This is a genomic window from Rhodococcus sp. WB9 (genome assembly GCF_007558985.1).
GTDB lineage: Bacteria > Actinomycetota > Actinomycetes > Mycobacteriales > Mycobacteriaceae > Rhodococcus_F > Rhodococcus_F opacus.
The window spans coordinates 3,784,899-3,797,140 of the sequence record NZ_CP041769.1; the positions used below are offsets into that span (position 1 = coordinate 3,784,899).

Genomic DNA, 12,242 nt, shown 5'->3' on the forward strand with positions numbered 1-12,242 from the left:
GACTGGTGATGATCGGTGACCGATGGGGCGTGACCGATGACGAGGTTGCCCGTCGTTACCCGTGCGACGAGCTGGTCCCAGTGCCCGTGCTGCAGGCTTGGCGAGGCGTCACCGTGCACAGCACGCCCGACGGCCTGTGGCCGTGGGTCGCGCAGATCCGACTGGCGCCGTACTCCTACGACTGGATCGACAATCTCGGGCGCCGATCGCCACGGCAGCTGCGCGCATTGCCGGAACCCGCAGCTGGGCAGCACTTCACGGCCTCGGGGAATCGTCCCCTCGGGCGCATCCTCTCCGTCTCCACGGCGGAACAGCTCACCGGCGGGATCATGGGTGCGGTGATGTCGTACGTGCTCGTTCCGAACGGCGACTCGACGCGCCTGCTGCTCAAGATCGTCATGGCGAAGGGCCGCTGGCTCGCGCCACTGATCTCCGTCGGCGACCTCGTCATGGCCCGCCGTCAACTGCTCAATCTCAAGCGGCTGGCCGAGCAACCCACGGCCCCGTCGGCTTGACGTGGAACTGAAGCACTGTCACCGTCCGGGATCCGCTATCGGTGACGGATCGCTGCCTGCGCTTCTGTTGTTCTGACCAGGGCCGCGTTCGCCATGCTGTCTCGTCGGGTGCATGACGGTTGTGGACCTCGCGCACCCTAGGCCGTCGCCCGGGCGGTCCGGGACGACGGCAAGATTCTCGGATCAAGTGAATCCGAACGGTTCGAAGTCACTGTGGGGACCGAAGCCGTGGGGACTACACCACAACCGGTGACTACGAGTTGCGACCAGATGGTTCGCGAGCAACCGCCTATCTCTGGCGGGAGCTCCATTAGAGGCTCGGAAACCTGCAGATTCCACCGCAGGCCGTGCCTCGAGGAGCACGACATGACCGCGACCTTTTTCCAGCCTCGACGGCTACGGCGGCATCAGCGGCGGCGACTGGGGCGGTTGCTGGGGCAAGCAAGGCCCCGAGTTGCTCGACCACCGCCTTGCCTTGTACGAGACGGAGCAGCGGATGGTTCTCGGCGCCAACACCTATCGGGAGTTCGCGCTGATGCCGGCCTCGGGCACCGAAGAGTCCGAAGTGCGTGATCCGTGGGCCACCCGGATGAGGAGCCTGCCGGCAACGGTGGTGTCGACCACCCTGCGTGGACCTCTCGACTGGCGAGCTCGTGGTGGATCGTCGTGTCCCCTGGATGGGTAGGGTGTGCCGGTGATTGTCGCTGCCGACGGGCCCAGTGCCGCCGGGAAAACCACGTGGTGCCGCGCAGTCCCGGAACAGTTCGTCGCCGAATACATCCTGGCAGGGCAGGAACCGGACGGATCCGATCCGGCCGAGCAGGCGGCCTATTGGGCGCAGGTCAACGCCCGGCGGTGGAGACAGGCGCTGACCTCGGAGGACGCCAACGGTGTGGCGGTGTGTGACAGTGACCCGCTGAAACTGCATTACAGCTGGTGCCTGGCCGCAGTGGGTGCGGCACCGGTCACGCGGTTCGAGCACGAACTCGCCGCAGTCCGGCAGATGTTCACGGAGCGTCGTCTCGGATTCGCCGACGTGGTGTTGTTGTCGATCCCCGATCCGCACCAACTGGCGACGCAACGCAATGGTGACCACACCCGTCGGCGAGGTCATTTCGACTTGCATGCCCGACTCTCCGAACCATTGGCCGAATGGTACGCAGTTCTGGACCGACTCGACCCGGGGCGCGTAGTCGACGGCTTCCCGTCTGAGCTCGACATAGCGACGCTGGCACCACCGCGCCCAAACCGCAACGACACGGAGCTGTTGGACGGATTGGTCGACGAGCTGCCCACTCTGTGATGCATCAACACTTTCGCTGACTCTCTGAATCGATCGCTGATCCGCGAGCGGGTGAGTTCATCAATGGACTCGCAGGGCGGCTGCTGCCGTTGATCGTGCAAACGCCTGCGGTCCGGTGCGCATGTCCTGCTCCTTCTCCAGGAGCCATGCGTGCGTTTCATGGTGGAGGCATACCCGGCTGCTAAGACACTGTCCGCCAGAGGTATTGACGCAAACGATAGCACGTGTTGTCGCACTCCAGTTGCGTGCATGCACGCTATCAGGTTGGTAGTGAATGTCTTTCACGTGTCGGCTGCACCATCGGGTGTGTGGAGGTTTCGCACCTGTCAAGATCGGTGAACATTGTGCTCACCGTGCGACTATCGGCGCGTGATGACGAAGGGTAGCGAATTGACACCGCCGCTGGGCGACTCGCCCAGGTGTGGGAGGTCGATCCGCTATCGTCGACGGATGAGCGATGACGCGACTCCGTCCGGTCCAACCCGCGCTCCGACGAGCACCCGGCGGGCGGTGCTCAACACGATGAAGGGCTCGGCAGGAAACCTCGTCGAGTGGTACGACGTGTACATTTACACGGTCTTTGCCACGTATTTCGAGGCGCAATTCTTCGACGAGAACGACGAAAACTCCACGCTGTACATCTATGGGATCTTCGCGGTCACTTTCGTCATGCGACCGGTGGGGTCCTGGTTCTTCGGCCGGTTCGCCGACCGTCGTGGCCGCAAGGCTGCCCTGATGCTCAGCATCACCATCATGTCGTCGTGCTCCTTCGTGGTGGCGGTCATGCCTACCCGCGAAGTCATCGGGTATTGGGCGGCGGTGGTTTTGGTCCTCGCTCGGCTTGTTCAGGGATTCGCAACGGGTGGGGAGTACGGCACCTCGGCGACGTACATGTCCGAAGCGGCGACCGCGAATCGGCGCGGCTTCTTGTCGTCCTTCCAGTACGTGACCCTCGTGGGTGGTCACGTCCTCGCGCAGTTCACGCTCCTGATCGCGCTCAGCGTTCTCGATGTCGAGGCGTTGAACGATTGGGGATGGCGGATCGGCTTCTTCATCGGCGGCATCGCCGCCCTGGTCGTGCTGTGGATTCGGCGTTCGATGGACGAGTCGCTCAGCGAGTCGCATCTGAAGGCCATCCGTGCGGGTGAGGACCGGACGGCGGGCTCCTTGACGGCGTTGTTCACCGAACACTGGCGTCCGCTGCTGCTGGTGTTCCTCATTACCGCGGGTGGCACGGTCGCGTTCTACACCTACAGTGTCAACGCGCCGGCGATTGTGAAGTCCACCTTCGGGGCCGACCAGGCGCTGACGGCGACGTGGATCAACCTGCTGGGGCTGATCTTTCTGTTGCTGCTGCAGCCGGTCGGCGGCCTCCTCAGCGACCGCGTCGGGCGCAAGCCGCTGTTGATCTTCTTCGGTGTGGGTGGTGTCCTCTACACCTATGTCCTGCTCACCTTCCTGCCGCAGACCACCTCGCCGCTCTTGGCGTTCGCGCTGGTTGCGGTCGGCTACGTCATCCTCACCGGGTACACCTCGATCAACGCGATCGTGAAGGCGGAACTGTTCCCCGCCGATATCCGTGCACTGGGTGTGGGACTGGGCTATGCGCTGGCGAACTCCGTCTTCGGCGGTACGGCGCCGGTACTTTTCCAGGCGTCCACATCGGCCGGGCACGTCGGCTGGTTCATCTCCTACGTGACGGTCGTGATCGGGGTCAGCTTGCTGGTCTACATCTTCGGGCTGAAGAACAAGGCGGTCACGGTGCTCGATCGCGAGCAGGGGAGCGCCTGGGGCGTGCGGGTGTCTTCGGGGCTCCGCTGAGTTGATGCCCGCGGTCCGGGTTCCGGGGGAGCGGTGCCGGCACCGTTGGCCTGTGTCGAGCCACTACCGGCCTGGAGTGCCTCGACCGTGATCGACATTTCAGCGAGGTGAGACGGGCGGGGCCATCTTGCGCCACAGCCGCGAGATCCGGCTCCTGGTCCGCACGCCTGCACCGTGCACGAGGGGGCTGTCGTCACCCCCTACCATTCTTCGGTGACCGATTACGACGATCTCGACATGTTCGGTGGCCTCGACGCCTCCACCCTGCCATCGCGCCAGCAGCGGATTCTGGCAACGATCCGGGACTGGGTGGCTGCACACGGATGCACACCGAGCACCCGACAGATCGGGGACGCGGTGGGCCTGCGGTCGACGTCGTCGGTGTCGAAGCATCTGAAGAGCCTCGAGGAAAAGGGCTTTCTGCGAAGGGGCACGGCTATGGCTCGGCAATTGGACGTGCGCCCGTTCCTCGCCGAGGCGACGCGAGGTCGCTCGTCCGAAAACAATGTGACGGTCCCGGTCGTCGGCGACATCGCGGCAGGCGCACCGATCTTGGCGGAGGAGCACGCCGATGAGATCCTGACGCTCCCTCGCGAGCTCGTCGGTTCCGGCACCGTGTTCGGGCTGCGGGTCCGCGGTGAGTCGATGATCGACGCCGCGATCTGCGATGGCGATGTCGTCGTGGTTCGTCGCCAGGACGAAGCCCATTCCGGCGAGATCGTTGCCGCGATGATTGATGGCGAGGCCACCGTGAAGGTGTTCCGGCGCCGCGATGGCCACGTCTTTCTCGAGCCCCGTAATCCTGCTTATGCCGCGATTGACGGTGACGACGCAGTCGTGCTGGGCAAGGTGGTTTCGGTGATGCGCCGGATCTGAGGATCGGGCAACCTCAACGATGCCACGCGCCTCGGGGCCGGTTCTGCAATTGCCTGCCTCCACCGGCTCGACGGGCTCGTTGTCAGGATCCACTGCGGCTCCCGCCCACCATCGGAGTTCGGGACTGCTGGTAGCCCCGCGCAGCGCGTTGCGCGGGGAGGCGGTCCTCAGGCCCGGGTTCTGCGTGACGCCGAGCGGCTCGCGAGGAAATCCTCCGCGCAGGATTTCACCTCGTGATCGGCCACGATTCCCCAGCACAACTGCGTGTTACTTGAATTCTCATGAAAACGCCGAGACATTCAACATCAATTCAGTGGATGCGGCGACCTGAGCGTCGAGTCGGTGGCGAGGTACGCTGCTGGTTCTGCGATTGCTTCCGTAACCGACTAATGTGCCGGGCGGAACACAGTTGAGGCAGAGCGCAAGGGTGAGTTCTGGCACCCGGGATAAACACAATTGCTCTCTAATCGATTCGAGATTCGATTGGAACAGGATATAGGAGTAAAGAAAGGATGACGACATCCGGAAGCGATGCGATATTCGATACTCTCTTGGAATCGGCTAAGCGCCTCTCATTCGATCCCCGGGACCCTGTGGTTTGCCAACCCGATTCAGATGGCGCCGAATTTCACGGGATGACACCCGAGTGGTCGCCTCTCTTCGGCACCGCTACGTGGGACTCCATGACCGAGTCGGAACGCGTCCGGCTCACCAGAAGCGAGGTCGCGCAGTTCCTGGGCGTCGGAATCTGGCTGGAGGTGGGATTGCAGGTGGCATTGCTGCGGGCCAGCCACAGTGCGGACCCCGCCCGCCCGGACGTCAAGTTTCTGTTCAACGAATGCGCCGACGAGAACCTGCACTCGCTGATGTTCGTCAACGTCATCGACAGCATCGGATCGCACTTCTATCGACGCGACCGCTCACTGGACTTTTTCGGATGGCTGTTCAGGACCATCGCATGGGACGAGGTGGCATACGGAATCGTTCTGGCTGGCGAAGAGATCTTCGACGTCATGCAACGCGACTGGATGGCGAGCGAAGACGTCGCCGCGCCCATCCGCAGGGCTTGCTATATCCATGTTGTCGAGGAATCCAGGCACATGGCGTACGCGCGTCAGAAAATCCGGACTCGGTTGATAAAGATTTCGCGCGTTCGACGGTTTATCAGCACCCTGATCATCGCGATGGGAACGCATCTCGTCGCGAAGAGCCTGATCAATCGTCGAATGTACGAGGACCTCGGCCTGGATTGGAAGGTAGTGGGGCCGGAAATCGACGCAAACGAACACCACCGGATAATGTTCCGCAGGGCCGCAGAACCGTTTATCGAATTCCTGAGCAGAGAAGGGCTGCTGAATTTCGGCGCGCGATGGATCTACCGAAAATCGAATCTTCTCTGAGCAAGCAGGAGTCGTTGTGACCCACGTTGTCCTGGGGCATTGTTGTAAGGATGCCTCGTGCGTGCGGGTGTGCCCGCAGAATTGCATTCACCCTGCTCCCGGCGAAGCGGGTTTCGAGTCGGCGGAGACGTTGTTCATCGACCCGCGCTCGTGTATCGATTGCACCGCCTGCGTCGAGGCCTGCCCGGCGTCTGCCATCAAACCCGAGTGGACGTTGACCGTCACCGAACGGCCCTACGCGGCCCGCAACGCAGAGTTCTTCGAGCAGGCTCCCGCCAAGTCCCGGCCCCGGTCGCGACGGATCCGCTTCGAGCAACCACTGGGCAAGCCCAGCGAGATGCGGAAGATCGCCGTCGTCGGATCCGGGCCGGCGGCGATGTACACGATTCGCGAACTCCTTCGGCGATCGACCTCGGTACGCATCACCATCTTCGAACAGCACGGCGAGATCGGGGGCCTCCTGCGCCGGGGCGTCTCCCGGGACCACGTCGGCGTTCGCGACATGATGCGGCTCTTCGACGTGCCCTTCAACGACGATCGCATCACGATTCTCCACAACACAGAAGTCGGTGTGGATGTCTCGGTCGAAGACCTCCGGACCAGATTCGACGCCATAGTGCTCGCGTGTGGCGCTTCGCAGCCGCGGCGACTCGGACCCACGACCGCGGATCGCGGCGAGGGTGTCTATGAGGCCATCGACATTCTGGTGGCCGAGAACTGTGAGGCGTCCGGCTTTCGCCCGCGCGGGCCACTGGGTCCGAGATCCCTCGTGATCGGGGCGGGAAACGTCGCCTTCGATGTCATCCGATGGATGGCCAGGGCACGCGACCGAGGTACCGCGGCCCAAGCGGTGACGGAGGTGGTGGTGTTGTCGCGATCGGCCCCCGATCGCGCCTCCTTCACGCCGTCGGCGTTCTATGAGCTTCTGGACCTCGAGAACGCCGAGGTGCTGATCGACCGCGCCGGCCGTCGGCCGGGCGCCGGTGCCGACGCCCCGCTGCTACGTGACATTTCCGCCCTGCCCGCTGCCGACACTTCCGCGGCAGATGGCCGGACCACCACGGACGTGGGCAGGCTGCGCGTTGTGCTGTCCTTCGGACAGGAGGTGACCGATCTCGGGAAGACAGTGGCCGGCGGCGTCGCCGTCACCACGACGACCGGTCGGACCTTCCTCGCGGACTCCGCGATATGCGCCACCGGATTCACGACGAAGCCGCTCGACGGCATCCCTGTGGACGAGCGGGGGGTCGTGCCCAACCGCCGAGGTCGTGTGATCTCTCTCGAGACGGGCGAGCCGCTCGACGGACTGTACGTCGTCGGATGGGCGAAACGAGGCGCCGTCGGCGGCGTCGGCGACAACCGTAGCTGCGCCGCGGAAACCGTAACGGAACTCGCCGCAGACCTGCACTCGCGGGTGTGACCGGGGCCCGATTCGACTTCGATGGCGCAGCCGCCGCAATGAGTCTGCTGGTCGTGGACGGCCGGATCGCCCGCATCTACGCGATCAGCAACCCCGTACAAACTGGGGCGGTGACCGTCCTGCGGTGGGTGTTCGACTTGGAGTGCACGGCTCGTCTACGGCGACGAGCTGGACTGTGCGGGTCGGGTCACGTCATGGTCACGCTCCCGGTGACGAAGAACGCCGCCATGTTGCCGAAGCAGAAGGACGGTCACGTTGGACCTCTTCGTGAGGCCGCCCAGTGTGCCGACGCCGGCGGTCACGGAGTGTCCGTGTGTGGCGTCCGAAGGGCGCCGAGATGTCGGATTGTCTTGTTCCTGAGCTGTCGGTTGTTCTTTGGTTCCCGTGCCGACTTCTGGTCTTCGATCTGCCGGATCAGCTCATGCTTCGCTGCGCCGAGAGCCTGAACCAGGTGGGGATCGGTGGCGGCCGCCACCAATGGCGGAAGGCCGGGGAGCGTCGTGCGTAACGTGACTCGCTGTTCTTTGCCGCCCCGGTCTTTCACCGAGATTTCCACGTCCACATCGCTCGGGTCCCAACGCCCGAGGTGCGGTGCTAGCGCCGACAACACCTCTCGCACGTGCGCGCGGTCCTTCTCCTTGAAGCCCGCGCCCATGTGGAGCGTGTGCTCGTCGAGGACGTCTCGTCGCTTGTCATCCGTTGTACTCACCGTGGCCTCATCTCTGGACTCTCACCTCGACGGTAGACCCTTTCCGTGGATAGTCGTGCGAGGTGTGAGTGCGACGTGCGACCGGAGCAACCGCAGATCGGTTTCGCCAATGGCCGCTCCGAGCGATCCTGGCACATCCTCACCCACGCATTTCCCAAAAAAGTTAGCACCGCATAGTTATGCATTGATCCGGCTCATCTCTCGCTCAGTCGATTCCGGGACACTGATCCGCGAGAGACCTCATGCAGGAGTTGACCTGCACTGCATCGCAATCCGGCGGCGGTGCGGATAGGGATCATTCATCCGACGGGTGGGCACTGTCCGGTAAACGTGTGTCGCCTACGGCTACGGGTACGGGTACGGCGACCGTGCGGCGAGCCCCTGTGCGGCCGCCGCGGCGCGCACGGCGTCGATCACCAGTTGCAGCGGCGGTCGGTGCGCGGCCGTCCCCCGATGGGCGATGGAGATCGTTCGAGTGAGCGGTTCGGTCAGCGCGACGACGTCCATTCCTGGCGGGCGCAGCGTCAGTCCGAGATCGGAGACAAGGGTGACTCCCAGGCCTGCGGCAACCATCGCGAGCGCCGTCGCCTGCTCGCCGACCTCATGGTTGATCCTGGGTTCGAATCCGCAACGCTGACAGGCCAAGCGCACCGCGCGGCCGAAATGCGACCTGGGTCCCGCAAGGATCCAGGGATGCTCAGCGAGGTCCGCCAGCGCTATGGTTCTGGCGGACACCGTTCCCGGAGGCAGTGCTGCGTGCAGTCGTTCCACCGCGATCACCACCCTGGTCAACTCCGGGTCCCACTGCATCGGGTAGTCGGAATAGTCGATCACGAACGAGAAGTCCAGCGAGCCGTCCTGCACTGCCACTGCGGTATCTTCCGGCGCGAGCTCCCTCGTTCGCACCTCGATGCCGGGATGCTCGGCGGCCAGCAACGTCAGCGCACTCGGCACCAGGCTCGACGCGACGGACGCCCACACTCCAACGGTCAATCGGGCGGTGACCCCTTCCTGCGTTTGCTCGAGAGCGGTCGTCGCGCGGTCCACCGATCGCATGATCTCCTCAGCGTGCTCGGCGAGGAGCAGGCCGATCTCGGTGAGCTGTACCCGCCGACCGCGCCGCTCGAATAGCTTTGCGCCGACGTCGCGTTCGAGCTGGGTGAGCTGTTGCGATACCGCGGATGTGGTGTAGTGCAAGGCCAGCGCCGCGGCTGTCACGGTGCCTCGGCGGTGCAACTCCCGAAGCATCCGCAACCGGCGCAATGACAGCTCCATGCCGCCAGCCTAGGCATCCATTCCCAACCGTCCAACCGGACCACGCGTTGCGCTGTGTAGAAAGCGTGAACGCAATCATCCAAGATTCGTAACTGGACGCCTGGTCACCAGCGCGCGCACTCTGGCGTCATCGGCTGAGTGGTCGTGGCGACGAAGATTTTCTGAGGACGATTGGGGTAAATCGAGGTGACTACGACGACGGAATGCGGGTTCGGGCGCACCACCGAGCACCGGGAGTATGACCACCGTGCGAACACTGCGACGCAGCGCCACATCGAGGTGGCGACCGCGCACCGCGGTGAGCCCCTGTTACGTGTGACGTGGTCTGATCCGGTCACCGGAGCTCATGGTTACCTCGTCGTGCACACGTTGGTGTCCGACCTGGCGACCGGGGGCACCCGGATGCGGGCAGGCTGCACGATGTCGGAGGTCGAGGATCTGGCCAGAGGCATGGCTGCCAAGACCGCCATTTTCGACTTGCCTGTCGGCGGCGCGAAGGGTGGCATCGACTTCGACCGGAAGGACCCCCGCGCCGTCGGTGTTCTGGAGCGGTTCTGTCAGGCGATGCGCCCGTGGCTGGCCGCGCACTGGGTGACCGCGGAGGATCTGGGGGTGCCGCAGCATCTGCTCGACGACGTCTTCGCGCGACTCGGCCTTCAACAGTCCTACCATGCGGCGATCAGCCGTGCGGAGGATCCGCAGGGGACTCTGCGCCGGGTACGGGCCGCGTTGAACGCCCCGGTGCCCAGCGGTTTTCTGCTGGGCGATGTGATCGGCGGTTACGGAGTCGCGCAGGCCTGCATCGGCACGGTGCAAGCATGTGGGTGGCCTCAGGCCGAAACGACGGTGGCCATCCAGGGCATCGGGACCATGGGGGGCGGCGCGGCCTGGTATCTGTACGAGGCCGGTATGCGCGTGATTGCTGTCGCCGATGCCCTCGGCACGCTGTACTGCCCTGACGGCCTGGACGTTCCCGCGCTGCTCGACCTGCGGGACGGCTACGGCGAGATCGACCGCTCCCGCGTCCCCTCGCATGTTCAGCGCTTGCCGGGCGCGGCTGTGATCGCCACTGAGGCAGACATCCTCGTCCCGGCCGCGATCTCATACGCGATCACTACGGACAACGTCGACCAGGTCGCCGCGAAAGTCGTGATCGAAGCTGCGAATGCGGCGACGACCCCGCGCGCAGAGGCGGTGCTCACCGGCCGGGGCATTCCGGTGGTCCCCGACTTCGTCGCCAACGCCGGAGCAGTCGCCTGGGCCTGGTGGGTGCTACTCAGTCAGGTCGGCACCGATCCGGAGGATTCGTTCCTGCGGTTGCGTACCGAGATGCTGGCCAAGGTCGCGTTGCTGCTCGGCAAATGGATCCTGGACGGCGTGGCGCCACGGCAGACCGCGTGGGACCTCGTCGCGGCCAACCGCAGTGCGCCGGCTCCCGCCGATCCTCCGGCAGTGCCGGCGCTCACTGTCCCGTGAACGGTGGGCGGTGCGGTCCCGTTGGCTTCCCGGACCATCCCTCCCGGTGGGCTCGCCGCGTGTGACGGATCGGCTTCCTGCGGCGGTGGCGCAGTAGGCGGCGACGAGTCCTCGATTTCCCGAAAGTCATTGTCCAGGATCGGGTCGTGCCTGCAGCGCCGGCGCGGCGGCGGCCAGCAGCGCGTCGCGGTCGCGGTTCAACGGGGGATAGATGCGTTCGGTGTTGATGGTGACCTTGGTGGCTTTGGCCTGCGCGCCGCGCGACACCACCTGGCGGTCCCACCCCTCGGTGTACACCGCGCCCGCCGGTCCCAGGTCGAGAATGGTGGCGTACCAAGGGATCCGGAGCGGGAGCATCGGCTCCCCGAGCAGGTCGCCGATGACGTTGTAGCCCGCGTAGCGGCCCATCGGGCGCCCGTGCTGGCACGACATCACCGACAGGTGGTCGTCGTCCACCCGCGCCGCGGCGACGTCACCGGCGGCGAATACTCCGGGCGAACCGATCACCCGCAGGTAGTCGTCGACCGGCAGACGACCGAGCCGGTCGCGCTCGCCACCGAGCTGTGCGGTCAGCGGATTCGCCCGCATGCCCGCGCACCAGACGACGGTGCCCGCGGCCATCACCTCTCCGGAGGAGAACGTCACGCCGTGCTCGTCGACAGATGCGACGCCGACACCGGTCATCGTCTCGACGCCGTTGTCGGACAGCGCCGCTTCGATCACCGGTCGCGCCGATGAGCCCATGTCGGAACCGACGTAGGGGTTGTGGTCGATCAGCACCACCCGCGGTTCGACGTTGCGTCCCGCGCACACCTTTGCCAGCCTTCCGGGCAACTCGGACGCAGTTTCGATGCCCGTGAGGCCGGCGCCGACCACCACCGCGGTCGCCGCGTTCACGTCCGCTCGGCCGTCGGACAGCGCGGCCAGGTGGCGCTGTAGCTTCATCGCGCCGTCGTACGTGTCCACGTCGAAGCCGAATTCCCGCAAACCGGGGATATCGGGCGTCGCCACCCGACTGCCCAGAGCCATGACCAGACGGTCGTACCTCTGCGTGCGCTGTGCCCCGCGGCCCGAGACGGTGACGGTGCGCGCCGCGGTGTCGATCGCAGTCACCTCGGCGGCGATGTGCCCGACGTCGACCGGGTCCAGCACATCGCTCAGCGGGATACGGCACGCGCTCAGGTCTGCCTCGTAGTTGCGGACCCGGATGTCGTGGAACGGCTGCGCACTGATCACCGTGACATCGACGGTGCCCGTCGCGTGGAGTTCGTCGAGCCGCCGCGCCGCCCCCAGCGCGGCCCATAAGCCGGCGAATCCCGAGCCGAGGACGAGGACGCGATTGGGTTCAGTCACCCTGCCATCGTGCCAGGTCTAGGGCGGGTGGCGGGTCGGCTCGAATCTGTCCGTCGCTGAAATCTACGCCGCACCACACCAGGAAGATCAGCAT

10 protein-coding genes and 1 pseudogene are annotated in these 12,242 nt (G+C 65.1%); 8 read left to right on the plus strand and 3 right to left on the minus strand.

The window, feature by feature from the left end; all coding sequences use genetic code 11:
* Positions 1 to 8: 8 nt before the first annotated feature.
* The 7 genes and pseudogenes from FND50_RS17500 to FND50_RS17530 all read left to right on the plus strand — a co-directional run bounded on the left by FND50_RS17500 (position 9) and on the right by FND50_RS17530 (position 7,335).
* The gene (locus FND50_RS17500; protein ID WP_005262500.1) at positions 9 to 515 is read left to right on the plus strand and encodes a hypothetical protein; all 507 of its coding nucleotides are present in this window, start codon (positions 9 to 11) and stop codon (positions 513 to 515) included.
* A gap of 366 nt (positions 516 to 881) precedes the next feature.
* Positions 882 to 1,161, plus strand: a pseudogene (locus FND50_RS36795) (deaminase); the annotation flags it as partial.
* Between the two features lie 42 nt (positions 1,162 to 1,203).
* Positions 1,204 to 1,818, plus strand: coding sequence for a hypothetical protein (locus tag FND50_RS17510; RefSeq protein ID WP_144286507.1), 615 nt, complete (start codon positions 1,204 to 1,206; stop codon positions 1,816 to 1,818).
* Between the two features lie 450 nt (positions 1,819 to 2,268).
* The gene (locus FND50_RS17515) at positions 2,269 to 3,639 is read left to right on the plus strand and encodes an MFS transporter (protein WP_037206256.1); all 1,371 of its coding nucleotides are present in this window, start codon (positions 2,269 to 2,271) and stop codon (positions 3,637 to 3,639) included.
* A 213-nt stretch (positions 3,640 to 3,852) separates the two neighbouring features.
* Positions 3,853 to 4,515 carry a transcriptional repressor LexA gene (lexA, locus tag FND50_RS17520; RefSeq protein WP_144286508.1) on the plus strand — a complete coding sequence of 221 codons (663 nt, stop codon included), beginning with the start codon at positions 3,853 to 3,855 and terminating at the stop codon, positions 4,513 to 4,515.
* Positions 4,516 to 5,027: 512 nt separating this feature from the next.
* Positions 5,028 to 5,915 carry a diiron oxygenase gene (locus FND50_RS17525; RefSeq protein ID WP_144286509.1) on the plus strand — a complete coding sequence of 296 codons (888 nt, stop codon included), beginning with the start codon at positions 5,028 to 5,030 and terminating at the stop codon, positions 5,913 to 5,915.
* A gap of 16 nt (positions 5,916 to 5,931) precedes the next feature.
* The gene (locus FND50_RS17530; RefSeq protein WP_144286510.1) at positions 5,932 to 7,335 is read left to right on the plus strand and encodes an FAD-dependent oxidoreductase; all 1,404 of its coding nucleotides are present in this window, start codon (positions 5,932 to 5,934) and stop codon (positions 7,333 to 7,335) included.
* Positions 7,336 to 7,633: 298 nt separating this feature from the next.
* Here the strand turns inward: FND50_RS17530 and FND50_RS17535 are convergent, their stop codons facing one another.
* Together FND50_RS17535 and FND50_RS17540 are read right to left on the minus strand one after the other, a co-directional pair.
* Positions 7,634 to 7,990 carry a hypothetical protein gene (locus FND50_RS17535; RefSeq protein ID WP_005262506.1) on the minus strand — a complete coding sequence of 119 codons (357 nt, stop codon included), beginning with the start codon at positions 7,988 to 7,990 and terminating at the stop codon, positions 7,634 to 7,636.
* A 399-nt stretch (positions 7,991 to 8,389) separates the two neighbouring features.
* A complete protein-coding gene (locus tag FND50_RS17540; protein ID WP_144286511.1) occupies positions 8,390 to 9,319 on the minus strand; it encodes a LysR family transcriptional regulator in 930 nt (309 codons plus the stop codon).
* Positions 9,320 to 9,505: 186 nt separating this feature from the next.
* Here FND50_RS17540 and FND50_RS17545 point away from each other — a divergent pair, with 186 nt between their 5' ends.
* Entirely contained in the window at positions 9,506 to 10,795 is a 1,290-nt protein-coding gene (locus FND50_RS17545; RefSeq protein WP_144286512.1) for a glutamate dehydrogenase, read from the plus strand.
* A 126-nt stretch (positions 10,796 to 10,921) separates the two neighbouring features.
* On the opposite strand, the gene FND50_RS17550 is transcribed toward FND50_RS17545, so the two are convergent.
* Positions 10,922 to 12,148: an NAD(P)/FAD-dependent oxidoreductase gene (locus tag FND50_RS17550; protein ID WP_144286513.1), complete on the minus strand. Its 1,227-nt coding sequence runs from the start codon at positions 12,146 to 12,148 to the stop codon at positions 10,922 to 10,924.
* Positions 12,149 to 12,242: the final 94 nt, after the last annotated feature.